General features: G+C 39.5%; 21 protein-coding genes. All 21 read right to left on the bottom strand.

Annotation, left to right across the window (positions count from 1 at the left end; translation table 11 throughout):
* Nucleotides 1-133 precede the first annotated feature (133 nt).
* The 21 genes from topA to fabD all read right to left on the bottom strand — a co-directional run bounded on the left by topA (nt 134) and on the right by fabD (nt 20,835).
* Complete coding sequence (gene topA, locus AC59HZ_RS07410) at nt 134-2,212, bottom strand: type I DNA topoisomerase (RefSeq protein ID WP_496545181.1); 2,079 nt, start codon at nt 2,210-2,212, stop codon at nt 134-136.
* Nucleotides 2,213-2,532: 320 nt separating this feature from the next.
* Nucleotides 2,533-3,429, bottom strand: a complete 897-nt coding sequence (gene dprA / locus AC59HZ_RS07405) for a DNA-processing protein DprA (RefSeq protein WP_496545180.1) — start codon at nt 3,427-3,429, stop codon at nt 2,533-2,535.
* Between the two features lie 173 nt (nt 3,430-3,602).
* Nucleotides 3,603-4,505, bottom strand: a complete 903-nt coding sequence (gene sucD / locus AC59HZ_RS07400) for a succinate--CoA ligase subunit alpha (RefSeq protein ID WP_223588529.1) — start codon at nt 4,503-4,505, stop codon at nt 3,603-3,605.
* Nucleotides 4,506-4,528: 23 nt separating this feature from the next.
* Entirely contained in the window at nt 4,529-5,689 is a 1,161-nt protein-coding gene (gene sucC / locus AC59HZ_RS07395) for an ADP-forming succinate--CoA ligase subunit beta (protein WP_430071473.1), read from the bottom strand.
* A gap of 177 nt (nt 5,690-5,866) precedes the next feature.
* A complete protein-coding gene (gene rnhB, locus AC59HZ_RS07390) occupies nt 5,867-6,670 on the bottom strand; it encodes a ribonuclease HII (protein ID WP_496545179.1) in 804 nt (267 codons plus the stop codon).
* A 45-nt stretch (nt 6,671-6,715) separates the two neighbouring features.
* Nucleotides 6,716-7,597, bottom strand: a complete 882-nt coding sequence (gene ylqF / locus AC59HZ_RS07385) for a ribosome biogenesis GTPase YlqF (RefSeq protein WP_496545178.1) — start codon at nt 7,595-7,597, stop codon at nt 6,716-6,718.
* A 143-nt stretch (nt 7,598-7,740) separates the two neighbouring features.
* Complete coding sequence (gene lepB, locus AC59HZ_RS07380) at nt 7,741-8,301, bottom strand: signal peptidase I (RefSeq protein WP_496545177.1); 561 nt, start codon at nt 8,299-8,301, stop codon at nt 7,741-7,743.
* A gap of 174 nt (nt 8,302-8,475) precedes the next feature.
* Complete coding sequence (gene rplS, locus AC59HZ_RS07375) at nt 8,476-8,820, bottom strand: 50S ribosomal protein L19 (RefSeq protein WP_223588716.1); 345 nt, start codon at nt 8,818-8,820, stop codon at nt 8,476-8,478.
* Between the two features lie 144 nt (nt 8,821-8,964).
* Nucleotides 8,965-9,708 (bottom strand): tRNA (guanosine(37)-N1)-methyltransferase TrmD, encoded by a 744-nt coding sequence (gene trmD, locus AC59HZ_RS07370; protein ID WP_496545176.1) that lies wholly within the window; start codon nt 9,706-9,708, stop codon nt 8,965-8,967.
* On the bottom strand, nt 9,705-10,223 hold the full coding sequence (gene rimM / locus AC59HZ_RS07365) for a ribosome maturation factor RimM (RefSeq protein WP_496545175.1): 519 nt from the start codon (nt 10,221-10,223) through the stop codon (nt 9,705-9,707). Before rimM ends, trmD begins: the two co-directional genes overlap by 4 nt.
* A 4-nt stretch (nt 10,224-10,227) precedes the next feature.
* The gene (locus tag AC59HZ_RS07360; RefSeq protein WP_496545174.1) at nt 10,228-10,623 is read right to left on the bottom strand and encodes a YlqD family protein; all 396 of its coding nucleotides are present in this window, start codon (nt 10,621-10,623) and stop codon (nt 10,228-10,230) included.
* Nucleotides 10,624-10,699: 76 nt separating this feature from the next.
* Nucleotides 10,700-10,930, bottom strand: a complete 231-nt coding sequence (locus AC59HZ_RS07355; protein ID WP_223588542.1) for a KH domain-containing protein — start codon at nt 10,928-10,930, stop codon at nt 10,700-10,702.
* Nucleotides 10,931-10,942: 12 nt separating this feature from the next.
* A complete protein-coding gene (gene rpsP, locus AC59HZ_RS07350) occupies nt 10,943-11,215 on the bottom strand; it encodes a 30S ribosomal protein S16 (RefSeq protein WP_496545173.1) in 273 nt (90 codons plus the stop codon).
* Between the two features lie 110 nt (nt 11,216-11,325).
* Entirely contained in the window at nt 11,326-12,678 is a 1,353-nt protein-coding gene (gene ffh, locus AC59HZ_RS07345) for a signal recognition particle protein (RefSeq protein WP_496545172.1), read from the bottom strand.
* A gap of 12 nt (nt 12,679-12,690) precedes the next feature.
* Nucleotides 12,691-13,023, bottom strand: coding sequence for a putative DNA-binding protein (locus tag AC59HZ_RS07340; RefSeq protein ID WP_289982960.1), 333 nt, complete (start codon nt 13,021-13,023; stop codon nt 12,691-12,693).
* A gap of 91 nt (nt 13,024-13,114) precedes the next feature.
* Nucleotides 13,115-14,104: a signal recognition particle-docking protein FtsY gene (gene ftsY, locus AC59HZ_RS07335; protein ID WP_496545171.1), complete on the bottom strand. Its 990-nt coding sequence runs from the start codon at nt 14,102-14,104 to the stop codon at nt 13,115-13,117.
* A gap of 126 nt (nt 14,105-14,230) precedes the next feature.
* Entirely contained in the window at nt 14,231-17,797 is a 3,567-nt protein-coding gene (smc, locus tag AC59HZ_RS07330) for a chromosome segregation protein SMC (protein WP_496545170.1), read from the bottom strand.
* A gap of 55 nt (nt 17,798-17,852) precedes the next feature.
* Nucleotides 17,853-18,593: a ribonuclease III gene (rnc, locus tag AC59HZ_RS07325; protein WP_496545169.1), complete on the bottom strand. Its 741-nt coding sequence runs from the start codon at nt 18,591-18,593 to the stop codon at nt 17,853-17,855.
* A 164-nt stretch (nt 18,594-18,757) separates the two neighbouring features.
* Entirely contained in the window at nt 18,758-18,991 is a 234-nt protein-coding gene (locus AC59HZ_RS07320; protein ID WP_223588553.1) for an acyl carrier protein, read from the bottom strand.
* A gap of 156 nt (nt 18,992-19,147) precedes the next feature.
* Nucleotides 19,148-19,891: a 3-oxoacyl-[acyl-carrier-protein] reductase gene (gene fabG, locus AC59HZ_RS07315; protein WP_496545168.1), complete on the bottom strand. Its 744-nt coding sequence runs from the start codon at nt 19,889-19,891 to the stop codon at nt 19,148-19,150.
* On the bottom strand, nt 19,888-20,835 hold the full coding sequence (gene fabD, locus AC59HZ_RS07310; RefSeq protein ID WP_496545167.1) for an ACP S-malonyltransferase: 948 nt from the start codon (nt 20,833-20,835) through the stop codon (nt 19,888-19,890). Before fabD ends, fabG begins: the two co-directional genes overlap by 4 nt.
* Nucleotides 20,836-20,839: the final 4 nt, after the last annotated feature.

The following is a 20,839-nucleotide window of genomic DNA, read 5'->3' as shown; positions in this document are numbered from 1 at the left end:
GAAATCTTACTAATGGAATATGTATATCAATAACCTTCCCTCATTTAAGTCCAACTTGCATTGTACTATACGAATCAAAAAGAAAAAAGTTTTAAATACCAATAAAAATAAAAGAGCGGGCATTGCCCACTCTTTAGCTTTGCGGTTCTTCCTTGTAATCACAACTTACACATTGAACTTGGACACCCTTTTTTAATTTCTTTTCTACGAGGAGTCCTTCGCATTTAGGACAAGTTCTTGGCAGTGGTTTATCCCAGGAAATAAACTCACATTCTGGATATTTCGTGCATCCGTAAAACAGCCTTTTTTTCTTACTTTTCCGTTCGATAATTTGCCCTTCCTTACATGTTGGACAAGTTACTCCGATTTCTTTGACAATTGGTTTTGTGTTGCGGCAATCAGGGAAATTGCTGCAGGCCATAAACTTTCCGTACCGCCCCATCTTAAACACCATCGGACTGCCACAGTTTTCACAATCCTCGCCTGCTGGTTCGTCTTTTATTTCTATTTTTTCCATTTCCTGTTCCGCTATTTTTAAATGTTTCTCGAAATCAATGTAAAATGTATCAATCAGTTTTACCCACTGCATTTTTCCATCTTCAACATAGTCTAATCCTTTTTCCAATCTGGCAGTAAATTCCACGTCTATGATTTCAGGGAAAAATTCCATCATCACTTCATCAACAATTTCTCCAAGCTCAGTTGGAACAAAACGTTTATTATCAAGGGCAACATAACCGCGTTTTTGAATCGTATCTAATGTTGGAGCATAGGTGGACGGACGTCCAATTCCGAGCTCCTCTAACGTTTTAACAAGCCTTGCTTCTGTGTACCTTGGCGGCGGCTGCGTAAAATGCTGTTTAGGGTCAAGATCCTTTTGGAATATTTCGTCCCCTTCTTTTAGGTCAGGAAGCATCTTATTTGGACCATCCACTTGATCATCGGTTCCCTCGACATAAACCTTCATAAAGCCCGGAAACTTTATCTTTGAACCAGTTGACCGGAATATAACATTGCCATTTTGCAGGTCAACACTCATCGTATCCATTACTGCTTGAGCCATTTGACTTGCTAAAAATCGATCCCAAATTAACTTATATAGCCGAAATTGATCCCGCGCAAGGAACTCTTTTAAGCTATCTGGGTTCCTAAAAGTACTAGTTGGTCGAATCGCTTCATGTGCATCCTGGGCATTGGCGGAATTTTTTTCTTTCTTTTGCTCATCTTTAAGATAATTCTCACCAAATTCAGCTTTAATATAATTTGCGGCCTCAGTTTGTGCCACTTCAGAGATTCGAGTGGAGTCTGTTCTCATGTAGGTTATGAGACCAACAGTTCCTTCTTTGCCAAGCTCGATTCCTTCGTAAAGCTGCTGTGCAAGCATCATCGTTTTCTTAGCACGAAAGTTTAGTTTTCTCGCGGCTTCCTGCTGCAGTGAAGAAGTGATAAAAGGAGGTGCGGGATTGCGTTTTCGCTCCTTCTTAGTGACCGAGATGACCTTAAACTTATTTCCATCGATTTCCTTTAGGATTGTTTGAACATCCTGTTCTGATTTAAGCTCCGTTCTTTCTCCGCCAACAAGAGAATGAAAACCGCCACTAAAATGATCTTTTCCCTTATGAAATTCTGCTTCAATTGTCCAATATTCTTCAGGAACAAAAGCTTTTATTTCTTTTTCCCGATCAATAATCAGTCGGACTGAAACAGATTGAACCCGTCCAGCACTTAGCCCCTTTTTGACTTTCTTCCACAAGAGAGGGCTGATATTATATCCGACAAGACGGTCTAATATTCTTCTCGCCTGCTGGGCATCAACTAAATCCATGTTTATTGGCCGGGGCTGCTTAAACGATTCCTTAATCGCATCCTTTGTGATTTCATTGAAAACTACACGACAGTCAGAGTGAATATCGACATCTAAACTATGAGCCAAATGCCAGGCAATTGCTTCCCCTTCGCGATCAGGGTCGGCTGCCAGATAGACTTTTTTCGCTTTTTTAGCTGCGGTCTTTAATTCTTTTAAAACGGGCCCTTTTCCGCGTATGGTTATATATTTTGGTTCAAAATGGTTTTCTGCATTTACACCCATTTGACTTCGTGGTAAATCCCGAACATGGCCCATGGATGCTTTTACTTTATATTTATTTCCTAAATATCGTTCAATCGTTTTCGCTTTTGCTGGCGATTCGACGATTACAAGAAAATCTGCCATTCAAATATCCTCCTTAGAGGGAAGTATGAAAGCACCCTGAAGACGGCAAATGCCAGTTTCTAAGAGGCTTACAAGTTGAGTAGTTTTTCTAAATTCCAGTTATACTATTTTAACCGGATAAAATACTTAATAAAACTGCCCTATCCCATGATTTTCAATTCTATATAAAATGAATTTTATTTATACTTATTTCAAATATTCTTTTTTTCGAACGTCTGATGGAAAATGTATAACATATTAGAAATAATTTCAACCTTTTTTAGCTAATTTCTCCATTAAGCAATAAAAAACCTGCAATTATCTAGAATTTTATTCTAATTTTATCTAAAGTTTAATCTTAATTCTTCTAAAATATCCTCAGCTTTCGTTACAAGTTTTGCCCCATGTTGGATTAATTCATTCGTACCTATTGAGTATGGATTAAAAATACTTCCTGGCAAGGAGAAAACATCTCTTCCTTCATTCACAGCATAATTAGCTGTAATTAAGGACCCGCTTTTTCGCTTTGCTTCTATTATAAATGTTCCGTTTGAAAGTCCACTAATGATTCGATTCCGTGCAGGAAAATGCCATCTTAGCGGCTTTGTATCCGGAGGGTATTCCGAAACGACAAGCTGCGTCTTCATCATTTCTAATGCTAAATTCATATTATCTTTTGGATATATATGATACAATCCGCCTGCAATGACGGCAATTGTATTCCCCCCGTTTTTAATTGCATATTCATGCGCAAGTGCATCTATTCCCTTTGCTAGTCCACTGACAATTAGGACATCATTTTCAATTAATTCAGGGAATAAGAGTCTAATAGCATTTTTGCCATATTGTGTTGCTTGTCGTGAACCTACTACTGCAAGCTTTCGATCTTTTTTTAGCAGCGATAAATCCCCCTTTGCAAATAGGGCCCAAGGTGGCTGAAAAATTTCTTTTAAATACGGGGGATATTCTTCATCAAAAATCGTGATGACCGAAATATCGTTTATTTTATATTGACGAATTTGTTCGTGAATAGTTTCAGATTGAAGGTTTAGGGCAGATGAATGTGCAGAAGGTTCAGCAGGGCAAGAATGTGGGAATAAAGACTTTTCAAATGATTGTGAATGGGCATTCTCCAATGTTTGAAGTGTGGGATCTTTTTTTAGCAATCGATAAACAGTATTCCATGAAATATCCGGATAATGAAGTAATGCAACTAGTCTTTCTTTAAAAACATCCATTTTTGAAACTAACCTCCATAAAATTTTTTATACGCTTTGTTAAATAGTTGTTGATTTACGCTCCAATCAACAGTTATTAACAATCAATATTTTCTCCTTTAACAAAGCTTTTTTATAAAGAAATAGCCCCTCATTGTATGAGGGACTATCTGTGAATCTAAGGTGTAGGAATATTAGTGTGTTTTACACTTTTCGTATAAACCTTGTTCTTTAAGAACTTCAATTAATGTTTCACCCATTACAGACGGAGTATCTGCTACTTTAATTCCGCATGCGTTCATAACACGGATTTTTTCGTCTGCAGTTCCTTTACCGCCTGAAATGATCGCACCAGCATGCCCCATGCGTTTTCCTGGAGGTGCAGTACGTCCGCCAATGAAGCCTACAACTGGTTTCGTCATATTAGCTTTAACCCACTCTGCTGCTTCTTCTTCAGCAGTTCCGCCGATTTCGCCAATCATGATAACGGCATATGTTTCTGGATCTTCATTGAATGCTTTTAAAACATCGATGAAGTTAGTTCCGTTAACAGGGTCTCCGCCAATACCAACTGCCGTTGTTTGGCCGATTCCAGCTTGTGTTAATTGGTGAACTGCTTCGTATGTCAATGTTCCTGAACGTGATACGACACCAACATGGCCTTTTGTATGAATGTAACCAGGCATAATACCAATTTTACACTCATCTGCTGTAATAACACCTGGGCAGTTAGGACCCACTAAACGAGTCTTTTTACCTTCCATGTAACGTTTAACCTTAACCATATCTAAAACTGGGATATGTTCAGTGATACAAATCGCAAGATCTAGTCCTGCATCAACCGCTTCGATAATTGCATCAGCCGCAAAAGGTGCAGGAACATAAATAACTGAAGCATTTGCTCCTGTAGCTTCCACTGCTTCTTTAACAGTATTAAAAACCGGCACGCCTTCTACTTCCATTCCGCCCTTGCCTGGAGTTGTGCCTCCAACGATTTGTGTACCATATTCAAGCATTTGTTTTGTATGGAACAGTGCTGTTGCACCTGTAATCCCTTGAACAATAACTTTCGTATCTTTATTAATAAAAACGCTCACGTTAATTCCCCTTTCTACGGATCCTATTTCACTAATGAAACGATTTTTTGTGCACCGTCAGCCATGGATTCAGCAGCCGTGATGTTAAGTCCTGACTCAGCCAAAATATTCTTACCTAAGTCAACATTCGTTCCTTCTAAACGAACAACTAGAGGGATATTCAGTCCAACTTGCTTCGCAGCTTCTACAACACCCTCAGCAATAACATCACACTTCATGATTCCGCCGAAGATATTAACAAAAATACCTTTTACGTTTGGATCAGAAAGGATAATTTTAAATGCTTCTGTAACCTTTTCTGCTGTGGCGCCGCCCCCAACATCAAGGAAGTTTGCCGGGTCTCCGCCGTAGTGCTTTACGATATCCATTGTTGCCATGGCAAGTCCGGCACCGTTAACCATACAGCCGATATTTCCATCTAAAGCAATATAGCTTAAATCATATTTTGAAGCTTCGATCTCTTTTGGATCCTCTTCTTCTAGGTCACGATACTCTAATACGTCTTTTTGACGGAATAAAGCATTAGAGTCAAAGTTTAATTTTGCATCAAGTGCCATAACTTTTCCGTCACCTGTCACTACAAGCGGGTTAATTTCAGCAATTGAGCAATCTTTTTCAATATAAGCACTGTATAAGCCCATCATGAACTTAACAGCTTGATTAACCAATTCCTTCGGAATGTTTATATTGAAGGCAATACGACGTGCTTGGAATGGCTGAAGGCCGATAACCGGGTCAATTTCTTCTTTGAAAATTTTCTCCGGTGTCTTTTCTGCAACTTCTTCAATTTCCGTTCCGCCTTCTTCAGAAGCCATTAACGTAACTCGAGAAGTAGCGCGGTCTAATACTAAACCTACATAGTATTCTTTTTTGATGTCGCAGCCTTCTTCAATTAGGAGGCGTTTTACTTCTTTTCCTTCAGGGCCTGTCTGGTGTGTAACTAATGTTTTTCCTAAGATTTCATTAGCATATGTACGAACCTCATCAAGGTTTTTCGCAACTTTAACACCACCGGCTTTCCCCCGTCCGCCTGCATGGATTTGCGCTTTTACTACACATACTTGTGTTCCTAGTTCTTTTGCCGCTTCCACTGCCTCTTCAACAGTAAAGGCCACTTTTCCATTAGGAACCGCTACCCCGTACTTTCTGAGGATCTCTTTGCCTTGATACTCATGGATATTCATTACCCATCCTCCTATCAAACTGATCTAAAAATTGACTCCGTTTTCATTTTATATAATGACACATACCTTGTCCACCATTATGCTGAAAAAATTAAATCCTCATTAAACAATTTAGAATAGTAAATATTTACAATAATAAAAAACAGGCCAGGACCTGTTTTTTATTATTGTGTTTATTTATATTTTCATACTTAGTTGTTCGTTTATATTTCTTTCAAGCATTTCCTTGACAGGGGAAAAGCTTTTTCTATGATACGGAGTTATTCCATACTGTTGCAGCGCTTCAATATGTTCTTTCGTTCCGTATCCCATATTATTCTGAAAACCATAGGCAGGATATTGCTTAGAGAGGTCTTTCATTAGTTCATCGCGGGCTGTTTTAGCAATAATAGAAGCGGCGGCAATGGATACACTTTTTGCATCCCCTTTAATGATCGACTCAGAAGGAAAGGGAGATCCGAGCTTCATTGCATCAATCAGTAAAAAATCCGGTTCCGGTTTTAAAGAGGCAATGCTTGAAGACATTGCCTTTTTGGTCGCTTCATAAATATTGATTTCATCAATGTCCTCAGCCGGAATTATCGAAATACTATAGGCAATAGCATCTTTCCTTATAATGGCATCATATTCAAGACGTTTTTTCTCTGTTAGCTTTTTAGAATCATCTATTCCTGCTAAGAAAAAGTTATCAGGTAAGATTACTGCTGCTGCCACAACAGGACCTGCGAGTGGCCCCCTGCCGACTTCATCCACACCGGCAATGAAATGGAAGCCCTGTCCCTTCATTTTCCGCTCATATTGGGTCATTTCAAAAAACTTTTCTTCAAGTGATCGTTCTAGTTCTCTCTGTTTTTTCCACTTGGATAAACAAGATTGAACCCCTTTCCGTTCATCTTTCTCGAGTTCTAACAAAAAGGGGTCCGTTTCTGTTAAAATGGAGGATAATTTTTCTTCTATTTCAGAAATCGATAGCTTTTTCATATATGTTCACCCGAAGTCATTAATAAAGCTCCCCGTTTGGAGAGCTCAATCATTATTATCATCTTGTTCAGATGGCTGAAAGTCCTTTGGTCTTTCAAATGTAATTGGCCCGAATTTCTCAGAGCGAATTTCCCTGATGACCAGTTCTGCCACTTTATCATAATCGACCATGCCGCCGCCCATTAAACAGCCTCTGAGCTTACCTATATGGTCAAATAGGTCTACTACGCCTTCTGGAAGTTCAGTTAGTTTATACCGCTCCTGCAGCCGCTCTGGGTAAGCACGTTCTAAAAATCGTAACGAATACACAGTAAGGTCCTGCAGGTTTAAAAGTACATCTTTAATCGCGCCTGTTATCGCTAGTTTCATTCCAACTTCTTGATCCTCAAACTTGGGCCATAAGATTCCCGGCGTATCTAGCAGTTCCATTTCTTTTCCAACCTTAATCCACTGCTGTGACTTTGTCACACCTGGGGTGTTTCCTGTTTTTGCGATGTTCTTTTTCGCGAGACGATTAATTAGTGTTGATTTTCCGGCATTAGGAATACCAACTATCATCGCACGGATCGCTCTTGGCTTAACTCCTTTTGCCCGTAAGCGATCAAATTTTTCTTTCAGAATTTCTTGTGATGCCTGAGCAATGTCCCTCATACCCTCACCTGCATGAGAATTGATGGCGAGTGCTTTAATTCCCTTATCAGCGAAAAAGGCAATCCATTCCTTTGTTGCCTCTTTATCGGCCATATCCGCTTTATTTAATAAAACTAATCTTGGTTTATGCTGAATAATTTGATCAATCATCGGATTTCGAGACGAAGACGGAATTCTCGCGTCTACCAACTCAAAAATGATATCGACTAACTTTAATTTTTCCGTGACCTCTCTGCGAGCCTTAGCCATATGGCCAGGAAACCATTGGATCGTCAAAGCAAGTCACCTCCTTTAAAAGCGAAAGCGCCTTGTCAGCCCCGACAAGCATAAGCCAAGCCGGCAGGAAGGTTGCTTTTTCACCTTCATGTCGGATTGGCTTATGACCTCGAGTGGCTATGCGCTGAAGCTTGATAATAGTACTATTTCACTGTAACAATATGGGCATCTTTTAATGGCCAATATACAATGCTTGTCTTGCCAATTACTTTACTCATCGGAATCGTTCCAATATGTCTAGAATCTTTGCTGAAGCGGCGATTATCTCCCATGACGAATAATTCCCCTGGAGGAACTGTTTTACGTCCTACCGCTGTTTCTTCTAATTTAAACGTGCTTGTTAATGGACCATCATTTACTTGTTTCTTATATTCATCCAAATAAGGTTCTTTATACGCTTTTCCATTAACATATAAAACATCATCTTTATATTCAATGGTATCCCCTGGAAGACCAATAACACGTTTTATGTAATCCTTATGTTCTGGCGCATGAAAAACGATAATATCGAATCTCTTTGGTTTTCCAATATCATAGCTAAACTTACTCACGATCATCCGATCCTGATCCTTTAATGTCGGCATCATCGATAAGCCATCCACGACAATTGGAGCAAAGAGAAAGTAGCGAATTAATGCAGCTAATATAACAGCTATTAAGAGCGCTTTTGTCCATTCCCAGAGTTCATTTTTCTTTTTTACCATTTATGTCCCCACCAATCTTAGTAACAAATATCTTATAAAGCCTATTTTACATAACTTCAACCTTTTTAACACGATGGGAAAATTTTTTTAATCAAACTTTAATAATTTGATTATACTTTATCAAAATCTGTATAAAAAAAGAGCTGCTCATGAGCAAGCTCTTTTCTTTTCATGTTATCGAATCTCTTTAATTCTTGCTTTTTTACCGCGAAGGTTACGCAGGTAGTAAAGCTTAGCACGGCGGACTTTACCGCGGCGAATTACTTCAAGCTTCGCAATTTTTGGTGTGTGTACTGGGAAAGTACGCTCAACGCCTACTCCGTAAGAAACTTTACGTACTGTAAAAGTTTCGCTAATTCCACCACCACGACGCTTAATCACTACACCTTCAAATAACTGAATACGCTCACGAGTACCCTCAACAACTTTAACGTGTACACGTACAGTGTCACCAGGACGGAACGCAGGAAGATCAGAACGAAGTTGTTCTTTAGTGATTTCTTCGATTAATTTATGCATCGTTTTCAACTCCTTCCAACAGATGCTCATGCACATCTACTTACAATTGCATTGCAGCGGAACATCGTTATAAGACTGGATTCTGAATGAGTTCAGCTCAAGTCACAAGAAGTATCATACCATAATTGGATGACTATCGCAATACTACTTGTATTCTTTTTTTACTTCAGCTAACCATTTTTCCTGTTCTGGTGTTAGTTCGATTTTATCAAATAAATCAGGACGCCTCGCAAGCGTTCTTCTAAGTGCTTCTTTATTTCGCCATTCATCAATTAACTTATGATTGCCAGACAGTAATACATCAGGCACCTTAAGACCACGGAAATCAGCGGGTCTTGTATAATGGGGATGTTCCAATAGGCCTGTGCTAAAGGAATCTTTCATATGTGATTCCTGATTACCTAATACCTCCGGCAAAAGACGAACGACACTGTCAACAACGACCATGGCTCCAAGCTCACCACCGGTCAAGACATAATCTCCAATCGAGATTTCATCCGTAACCACTTGCTGCCGGATTCGTTCATCATAGCCTTCGTAATGACCGCAAATAAAAATCAAATGTTCTTCTTGAGCTAATTCCTCGGCTTTTCGCTGATCGTAGCGCTGACCTTGAGGACAGAGGAGGATTACCCTAGGGTTCTTACTATTGGCTTTTTCCTTTAGGGCAGTTACTCCATCAAAGATGGGCTGTGGCATTAAAACCATTCCAGCTCCTCCTCCGTATGGGTAATCATCAACAGAGGAATGCTTGTTATCAGCAAATTCACGAAAATTGACAACATTATATTGGACGGCCTTTTTCTCAGCTGCTTTTTGTAAAATAGACTGATTAAGTACCCCGGAAAACATTTCGGGGAAAAGGGTAAGGATGTCAATCTGCATCATGAAAGCAGCCCTTCCATCGGCTCAATTAAGATGACTTTTTCTTTTACATCCACATTTTTTACTACGTCATGAATATAGGGGATTAATAATTCCTTTCTCCCTTTCCCTTTCACAACCCAGACGTCATTGGCACCTGGTGATAAAATTTCCGTAACTTTGCCAAGTTCCTCACCGTCAGTTGTCGTAACTAGGCAGCCGATAATTTCATGGTAATAAAATTCATCTTCTTCTAAGGTATCCAGCTGTGAGTCAGGCACCTTGAGAATTCCCTCTTTAAACTTTTCAACTTCATTTATATTATGAAAACCTTCAAATGTCAGTAATTCAAAATTTTTATGGGTTCGATGGCTTTTTACCGTTAACTCGATCGGAGTTTTGGAATTTGGCATAAACAAATACAATACATTTCCTGCCTTATACCGCTTTTCAGGGAAATCCGTTTTTGAAATGACACGTACTTCCCCTTTTATGCCTTGTGTATTAACAATTTTTCCGACATTAAACCATTTTTCCATACAATTATTCACCTTCTCTTATTTCTTCAATGATACCATCTTTAATAATAATAACAGGTTGTCCAAGTTGTTGATTCCAAGAATCGCCCACTTTTATTTCAATTAGGGCTTGAACTTCCTTTTCCTTTAATTCACTGCCTAAAGGTAGCATATGTAATTGTTCAATTTGGAACTCTAGGAGCTTTTCTTTTTCTAATCGTTTATTGATTTCTTTTTCAAAATGACTTTTTAATTCCCCTGGAGAAAAAGTTTTGGTTTTCTCTAATCGCTTTAGCTCAAAATGAAGCTGGCTGCATTCTTTTTGGAGTTGAAGCTTTTGGTGATTGTATTGTTCAAATAATTTTTCTTTGCTTTTTTCCGTTAGAATTTGCTTTACCACAACTGTTTGGATAATTTGCATAAAGATGGCTCCTTTCTTTTCTTATAGCAAAAAAGGGAGGAATGTTGATTCCCCCCTTTCATCTAGATGCAAAAAGCTATTCACCAATTTCGAGAAAAATTTTCTTTTGTTGTGATGATCCTGCTGCATAAACAACAGTTCTAATGGCCTTTGCAACACGCCCCTGCTTGCCGATTACTTTGCCCATATCTGTTTTGTTAACAGAGAGCTGATAAGTAACGCGGTTGTTGTCCTCTGAGACGTCAACGCGGACGTCTTCAGGAAAATCAACTAGAGGCTTAACAATCGTTTCGATCAATTCTTTCATAGTTGCCTACGATTACTTGCTTAATTTTGCATTATGGAATTTTTCCATGATGCCTTGGTTTGAGAAAAGGTTACGAACTGTATCAGATGGTTTTGCACCGTCTTGTAACCACTTAAGAACTAATTCTTCGTTGATTTGAACGATAGCTGGTTCTGCAACTGGATTGTAAGTTCCAACTATTTCAATGTAACGTCCATCACGTGGTGAACGAGAATCTGCTACTACGATACGATAGAAAGGAGTTTTCTTTGCTCCCATACGCTTTAAACGAATTTTAACTGCCATTTTAAATAAGCACCTCCGAAATTGTTTCACACAAGATAGTATATTATCAATTAATATATCATTTGTAAAGTGTTTTTTCTTTACAGGTAGTATTACCAAAACTTAACATCTTAAAACGGTTTAAATGGAAATTTAAATCCGCCTTTTTTCTTTGATTTCATTTGCATGCCTGTCATTTGTTTCATCATCTTTTTCATATCTTCAAACTGCTTCAGCAAACGGTTTACTTCAGTGACAGTACGGCCACTACCCTTCGCAATTCGGTTTTTCCGCTTGGAATTCAGGATTTCAGGATTATTTTTTTCTGCCTTCGTCATCGATCTAATAATCGCTTCAACATGAGCGATTTGCTTTTCATCAATTTGCAGATTATTTAAACCCTTAATCTTGTTTGCGCCAGGCATCATTTTTAACAACTCATCAAGCGGACCTAAGTTACGAACTTGACCAAGCTGTTCCAAAAAATCCTCCAGCGTAAACGAAGCTGTCCGCATTTTTTGTTCTAATTCTTTTGCCTTTTGCTCGTCAACATTGGCTTGAGCCTTTTCAATAAGCGTCAAAACATCGCCCATGCCTAAAATTCTGGACGCCATTCGTTCTGGATGGAATGGCTCAAGAGCGTCCATTTTCTCGCCAAGACCAACAAATTTAATTGGAGTCTGGGTAACGGCACGTATGGAAAGTGCTGCTCCACCTCGGGTGTCACCATCAAGCTTCGTCAGAACAACGCCCGTTAAACCAAGCTGTTCATTAAAGCTTTGGGCAACATTTACGGCATCCTGACCAGTCATAGCATCGACGACAAGAAAGATTTCATCAGGCTTTGTTAGTTCTTTAATGTCCTTTAACTCATTCATTAACGCTTCATCGACATGGAGCCGGCCTGCGGTATCGATGAGGACATAATCATGATGTTCTTCCTTTGCTTTCGCAATTGCCTGCCGGGCTATTTCCACCGGGCTGACTTGATCGCCAAGGGAAAAAACAGGCATATCCAATTGTTTGCCAAGCGTTTCAAGCTGTTTAATTGCAGCAGGACGATAAATGTCAGCAGCAACGAGCAACGGTTTACGATTATACTTCTTGCGAAGCAAAAGCGAAAGCTTTCCAGTGGTTGTGGTTTTACCAGCACCCTGGAGACCGACCATCATAATGACAGTTGGCGGGCGGTTTGAGGCCGCAATCTTGCTTTGCTCGCCACCCATCAGCTCCGTTAATTCCTCGTTAACAATTTTAATAATTTGTTGTCCGGGTGTTAAGCTTTTAAGTACTTCTTGCCCGACAGCACGCTCGCTGACTTTTTTCACAAAATCTTTGACAACTTTGAAGTTAACGTCTGCTTCAAGTAGTGCAAGACGCACTTCGCGCATCATTTCTTTTACATCCGCTTCATTAACCTTTCCTTTTCCACGGATTTTTTGAATCGTATTCTGCAGTCGGTCGGCTAATCCTTCAAATGCCATTCATGCCGCCTCCTAATCTAATTTTTCAAGCTCGGCAATTATCTCACACATCGCCTGTTTTGAAGGGGTCTCCTCTTTAAGCAACACTTTTACTTGCTTTAATAGCCTCGCACGCTCTTGAAATTTGTGAAATAATAACAGCTTTTCTTCATATTCCTCGAGCATTGCTTCCGTCCGCTTAATATTATCATATACGGCCTGGCGGCTGACATCATACTCTTCTGCAATTTCACCCAATGAGTAATCATCTAAATAATAGAGAGACATATAGCTTTGCTGCTTCGGTGTTAACAACGAATAGTAAAAATCATAAAGATAGTTCATTCGTGTTGTCTTTTCAAGCATCATACTTAAATGCCCCCTTGTTAAGTGAAATGCCTTTACAAAAGTAAGTTTACACAGTCAGACATTATCTGTCAAGATAATACCTTTACATCTAATCTTCGGTCTTTTCTACTTGATCCGCAAATAATCCATACACATATTTTTCGGCATCGAATTCCTGCAGGTCATCCATTTTTTCTCCTAAACCAACAAATTTAACAGGAATCTTTAATTCGTTGCGAATCGCGAGAACGATGCCTCCCTTTGCTGTCCCATCTAATTTTGAAAGAACAATTCCACTCACGTTAGTTACTTCTTTAAAATTCTTAGCCTGAATCAGCGCATTCTGCCCTGTTGTCGCATCAAGGACAAGGATGACTTCGTGAGGTGCTCCGGGAATTTCTCTTTCAATAACACGCTTTACCTTTTCCAGCTCTTTCATCAGGTTCACTTTATTTTGCAAACGACCTGCTGTATCACACAATAAAATATCAGCTTTGCGGGATTTTGCTGCTTGAATCGCATCATACATTACGGCAGCAGGATCAGACCCCTCGGCCTGTTTAATGACCTCGACCCCGACTCTGTCCCCCCACACTTCAAGCTGTTCAATGGCACCAGCACGGAAGGTATCGCCCGCTGCCATCATAACCTTCTTTCCTTCACTCTTAAACTTATGTCCTAGTTTTCCTATTGTTGTTGTTTTTCCGACACCATTAACACCGACAAAGAGGATGACGGTTAACCCATCCTCCTGTATGTTTAATTTTGAAGATTGTCCTTCTCCCGCATTATAGATATCAACAAGCTTTTCAGAAATAACACTTTGAACCTCTTGCGGGTCTTGGATGTTTCGGCGTTTCACTTCCATCTTCAGCTCATCAATTAACTGCATAACGGTATCAAAACCAACATCGGCCTGAATTAGTATTTCTTCTAATTCTTCAAAGAAGTCTTCGTCGACTTTTCGGTACCGTGCAACAAGATCGTTTACTTTTCCGGAAAAACTGTCCCTAGTTTTCGTAAGACCTTCTTTAAACTTCTCTGTCACTGAATCAGTTGATTTTGTAATCTTCTCTTTTAATTTTTTAAAAAAGCTCATTCTTTCACTTCCCTTTGATTTTAGCTTTGTTAAACATGTTTGTTGATTTCCGCTCCAGGCGCTTCGCTTTCCACTCCAATCAACAAGGTTTCAAAAATAAACTACTGACATAAACACAGCCTTAAATTAAGATTTAACAAGCTCTTTTGTATCGTCTAAACGGACAGATACAAGTTTTGATACACCCGATTCCTGCATGGTGACTCCGTATAAGACGTCTGCTTCCTCCATTGTTCCTTTACGGTGTGTAATGACAATGAATTGAGTTTCCGAGCTATATCTTTTTAAATACTGGCTAAAACGGTGGACATTGGCTTCATCGAGTGCCGCTTCCACCTCATCAAGAATACAAAAAGGAACAGGACGTACTTTCAATATCGAAAAAAGCAGGGCAATTGCCGTTAATGCTCGTTCCCCCCCCGATAGCAGCCCTAGATTCTGAAGCTTTTTACCTGGAGGCTGAGCAACGATTTCCACTCCCGTATTTAATAAATCTTCCGGCGCGGTTAAAACAAGATCCGCTCTTCCTCCTCCGAATAGTGCCCTGAAAACTGGCTCGAAATGTTCACGGATCCCTTGGAAGGTTTGCTCAAAACGTTTTTTCATTTCGATATCCATCTCTTCAATTACTTGGAAAAGTGTGTCCTTGGCTTCTTGAAGATCTGTCTTTTGTTCATTTAAAAATTCATACCGTTCGGAAACACGCTCGTATTCTTCAATGGCTCCAATGTTGATATTACCAAGCTCTTCGATGGCCAGTTTAATCAACTTGACCTTTTTGCGAGCTTCTTCAACTGGAACAGTTAGGGGATATTGTTCTTTAGCGCCTTCAAAGGATAATAAATATTCTTCTCTTAGATGGGCTAGTCTGTTTTCAAGCTCCACGTCCAAGCGGTTAATTTTTACCTCTTCATCCTTTAGTACTGTTATTAATCCTTTATGAATTCTCTTTAATTCCTTTGCTTCAAGCTCCAAATCTTCCAGTGAAACATGAAGCTGGACCCGTTCCTGCCTTCTTGAGCTAATTAGATTTAGTGTAGCGGCTTTGTCCTCTTGTTTTCTTTTTGCAGCGGTCTCTAATTGTTCTTCACCCGAAGAGCTATTCGTCATTTCTGATGTTAACAGGTTGAGGTCTTCAGTGAAGACCGTATGCTTTTGTGTGCTTTCTGCTAAATCTTCATCAAGAATAGCAAATCGTTCCTTAGTGTTTAAAAACTGCTCGTTTTTAGCTGCAAACTCAACCTTTAACTCATTTATTTCAGTTATCAAGGTTTCCTTAGATGTAAGATCATTGGTTTTTTGCTCAGTCAGTCTTATGATTTTACCGTCAAGTTCAGCAATTGACACCTTATAATTTTCCATTGCTGATTCTAACTCTGTTTTTCTAGTTAGCAACGTGGATTGCTCTGTAGAAAACTGACCCTTTTCAAGATCGTAAAGGGCTAGTCGGTCATTGATATTCTTTTCTTCAAACTCGGCTTCTCGTAAGTCACCCTTTACAGACTGTTCCGATAGTCTTAGTTCTTCACCATTTTTACGCATTGCCTCAAGGTCTGACTCTGCCGTTTGGACTTCTTCTTTTAATGATTTAACCAGCTTCTCCAAATCTCCGGTTTTCTCTTCCATAATAACAAGCTTACCCTTTAATTCGTCAAGCTCACCTTTCCTAGTTAACAGCGAGGATGTTTTTTGTTTTACGGCTCCACCTGTCATGGAACCGCCAGGATTGACGACATCCCCATCGAGGGTAACTAATCGGACACGATATTGGAGAATTTTCGCCAATTCATTGGCACCCTTTAGATCCCTTGTGATGACAACGTTACCTAAAAGGTTTTGAAAAATCTCGGCATACTTTTGTTCAAACTGAACCAGGCTGACGGCTGTCCCCACCAAAGAAGGGTGATTTTGAATCGAAGCCATTTGAACAGAGGATAAGGGACGTCCCTTTACAACACTTTGTGGAAGAAAGGTTGCCCGTCCAAACGAATGCTGCTTTAGGTATTGAATAGCAGCACGGGCATTTTGTTCAGTATCAACTACGATATGCTGCAAGGCACCACCAAGCGCTGTTTCCATGGCAATTTCATATTCTTTTGGAACAGAGATTAATTCGGCAACGGCTCCTTCAATACCATGGAGTTTTTTTCCGCGTTCCTTGAGAACTTCCTTTACTCCTTGAAAAAAACCAGAAAAATCCTCTTCCATTTCTTCAAGCATATCTTTTTTTGACTTTGCCTGCTGCAGGAGCTGGTAGGCTTGATACAAGGTTTTCTCTTGTTTTTGATAATTGTTTTTTACCGTCTCAAGCTTACGTTGCTGCTCACGAAAGGAAACAACTTGTTCTTCAAGCTTCTTTTGAAGTTCATCTAATGAAGCTTGAATTTCCGTTTTTTTGTTTTGGGCAATTTCCCTTTCTTGTAGATACTTTTCATTTTCCGCATCAAGACGTGAATTTTTTCGATCTTGCTGCTCAAGCTGCTGGTCAATGAATTTTAATTCGTTTTTTGCACCAGCCTGGTCATTTAACAGCTCAATATATTCACTTTTTAAGTTTTCGATTTTTTCATCAATATTTTCTGAAAATAATTGCAGCTTTTCTTGTTTTTCTTTTAGCTGAGTTTGTAAGGTTTTTACCTGCTCACTAAGCAGCTTAACCGATTCGGCCATTGAGTCTCTATTTTTTTGAAGCTGGCTGATCCGGTCCGTTAATTCACGAATGTTCATTTCCAATTGCTCTTTATTTTGCGAAGCATTCTTTTTCCGCTCTTTTAGAACTTCTTTTCGCCCTTCAAGCTTTTCAAGCTCCTCACTGGCATGAAGAAGAACATTCTGCAGGTCTGAAATCGATTCATCTAAGGCAGTAATCTGGTCTCTAGCATCAACGATTTTTGCTTCTTTGATCTGCAATTCAGAAGAAAGCTTCAATTCCTCATGTTGGTGCTCTTCTAGTTGTTTGGAAAGATTCCCCCATTTTTGATGCATGTCTTCTATTTCATAAACGGTTAGAGCTACTTCAAACTTTTCAAGCTCCTCTTTTTTCTCTAAAAAATCCCTTGCCATCGACGCTTGAATTTTTAATGGCTCTACTTGGCTTTCGAGCTCATGTAAAATATCATTTACCCGGTTAATATTGTCTTGAGTTTCGGCAAGCTTAACCTCGGCTTTTTTCTTTCGGTTTTTGTATTTTAAAACACCTGCTGCTTCTTCAAAAATGGTTCGGCGGTCTTCTGCTTTACTATTTAAGATTTCTTCTACTTTCCCTTGGCTTATAATGGAAAAGGCTTCCCGACCCAGCCCGGAATCCATAAACAAATCAATAATGTCCTTCAAACGGCATGCTTGTTTATTAATAAAAAAATCACTATCTCCTGAACGCGAGACTCGTCTTGTAACACTTACTTCATTATAATCCACTGCTAATCCCTGATCTTGGTTGTCCAAGGTCAGCGTCACTTCAGCAAAATTAACTGCCTTTCTACTATCGCTTCCAGCAAATATAATATCTTCCATTTTACTTCCACGAAGTGATTTTGCTGATTGTTCCCCTAATACCCAGCGGATTGCATCTGTAATATTGCTTTTTCCGCTGCCATTAGGACCTACTACGGCCGTAACCCCAGGGACAAAATCCATACTAATGCGGTCAGCAAAAGATTTAAAGCCAATAATGTCCAACCGTTTTAAAAACATTCCTTTTTCCTCCCTAAAATGCCCGGGATTACTCCTCTAAAACATTTCGTCATTTCTAGGTGGTTTTCGTTTTCAGTAATTCTAACGCCATTTGAGCGGCATGCTGTTCCGCCTCTTTCTTGGACCTTCCCGTCCCTACCCCTAATTCTTCGCCATTTAAGGAAACCTTTGACACAAACTCTTTATTGTGAGCAGGTCCTTTTTCTTGAAGAACACGATATTCAATTACACCAGAAGCATCTCTCTGAATGAGTTCCTGTAATTGGCTTTTAAAATCCATCACATGAGAAAAAGCACCAGCATTTATTTTTGGGAAAACAACTTTTTCAAGAAAATCAATGACTTTTTCAATTCCTTGGTCTAAATAAAGTGCGCCAATGAACGCTTCAAAAACATCGGCGAGAAGTGCTGGGCGTTCTCTTCCACCCGTCATTTCTTCCCCTTTGCCAAGCAAAATTAATTTTCCAAATCCTAATTCATTCGCAAATGATACGAGTGACGGCTCACAAACAATTGCCGCTCTTAGTTTGGTTAATTCTCCTTCTGTCATCATGGAATATTTCTTAAAAAGGAATTGTGATATTGTCAGTTCAAGCACAGCATCTCCCAAAAATTCGAGCCTTTCATTATCTTCAAAGGGCTTTCTGCGATGCTCATTCACATAGGATGAATGAGTAAAAGCTTGTTTTAATAATTTTTCATTTTCAAATTGAATTTCAATTATCTTTTGAAACTCTTTAAATTGACTTTCTTTTGCGCGATTGTTCATTTCATTTTCTTTCCCATTTCTGCGCATAAGTTCTCCACCTTGCATTTAATTTACACATGACTATAATAATGAGTTTAAAAAAATTCCGATAAAAACGCAAAGAAACTTGGCAGCACTGATGGAACTGCCAAGTTCTATTCTACAGAATAAAGCTCCGTTTGAAAACGGAGCTTTGTGAATAATTCCAACGATTACTTCGTGCTATTTATGTAATTAACAGCATCACCAACAGTGCTGATTTTTTCAGCATCATCGTCAGAAATTTCCATATCGAACTCGTCCTCTAATTCCATTACTAGTTCAACTACGTCAAGGGAATCAGCGCCAAGATCATCTTTAAATGAAGCTTCAAGGGTAACTTGAGACTCATCAACACCTAAACGGTCAACGATGATTTTTGTTACACGTTCTAATACCTCTGCCATGCTTGCTCACCTCCCCTCAAGCTATTATAGAGTATTTCTTTCAAATAATAAATGAAGAAATAATAAAAATGCATATTTACTTTGAGAAATGTCCAGCTCCAGCGCCTAGGGGCTCGAGGTCATAAGCCCCTGAACAAGGCGCTTCCGCTTTTCTGTTTACATTACCATTCCGCCATCGACATGGAATGTCTGACCTGTGATATAGGATGAATCATCAGAAGCAAGGAATGCCGTGATTTTTGCGATATCTTTCGGCTCACCCAATCTTGCTAACGGAATCTGTTTTAACATTTCTGATTTTACTTCCTCCGATAATTTATCTGTCATATCGGTGGTAATGAATCCTGGGGCAATGGCATTAACTGTGATATTTCTTGTGGCAAGCTCTTTAGCTGTTGTCTTCGTCAAGCCAATGACACCCGCTTTGGCAGCTACATAGTTTGCCTGACCTGGATTTCCGCTTACGCCAACAATGGAAGCAATATTGATAATCCGGCCCACTCTTTGTTTCATCATTTGTCTAGTTACGGCTTTTGTTACTAAGAAGACGCCTTTAAGGTTGATATTAATGACATCATCCCATTCTTCTTCTTTCATTCTCATTAATAAATTATCTTTTGTAATTCCAGCGTTATTAACAAGAATATCAAGCTTGCCAAATTGATCAATTGTTGCTTTCATCATTTCAGCGACTTCTTCTGTATTGGAAACATCGCATTTAATCGCAAAAGCATCTCTGCCTAGTGCTTTAATCTCATCGACTACTTCATTTGCTTTTGCTTCACTGCCAGCAAAATTAACCGCGACATTGGCTCCCTGCCTTGCTAGTTCAAGCGCAATTTCCCTGCCAATTCCTCTTGATGCACCAGTTACAAGAGCTGCTTTACCTGTTAAATTCATAGCTTTTCCTCCTTTAATGCTTCGATAACGGACTGACAGGTTTCCTCATCAGAAATAGAATAGGTTTTAACGCTGCGATTAATCTTTTTGATTAAGCCAGACAGCACTTTACCTGGACCAATTTCGATAAAGGTATCCACACCTAACTCGATCATTTTTTCAACTGAATCCTCCCATAATACTGGAGAATAAAGCTGCTCAATTAATTTTTCCTTTATTTCATCAGAGTCGCTCATTAAGTCTGCTGAAACATTGGCCACGACTGGAATAATCGCATTTTTCATATTAAGACTATCTAAGACAGCTCGTAATTCGCTTGAAGCAGGCTTCATAAGAGAAGAATGGAAAGGACCGCTTACTTCTAGAGGAATGACTCGTTTTGCTCCGGCTTCCTTCGCTTTTTCACCTGCAAGCTCTACGCCTTTTGACGAGCCGGAAATGACGATTTGCCCTGGGCAGTTAAGATTTGCAAGGGAAACAGGAAAACCTGATTCATCCACTGCTTTTGTCACTTCAGCCAGTTTATCTCGGTCTAACCCAAGTACAGCAGCCATTGTTCCTTCACCATTTGGAACGGCCTTTTCCATATACTCTCCTCGTTTACGGACAGCATAAACACCTTCCTCAAAAGTTAAGGCGCCAGCAGCAACAAGGGCAGTATATTCTCCTAAGCTGTGACCTGCAACAAAATCTGCCTGAATTCCTGATTTTTGAAAGAAATTTAAAAGTGCAATACTAGTTGTTAGTAATGCAGGCTGAGCATTTGTTGTTTTTGTCAGCTCCTCTTGGGGGCCTTCAAAAATAAGGCTGCTTAGGCTGCTTTGTAATCTTTCATCTGCCTTTTTAAAATAATCCATCACTTCTGGATGCTCATTTGCAAGCTTTTGACCCATTCCAACGACTTGTGACCCCTGTCCCGGAAAAACAAATGCAATTTTACTCATCTTA

The organism is Neobacillus sp. DZ-9, assembly GCF_059587065.1.
This window is presented reverse-complemented; position numbering and strand designations above follow the sequence as displayed.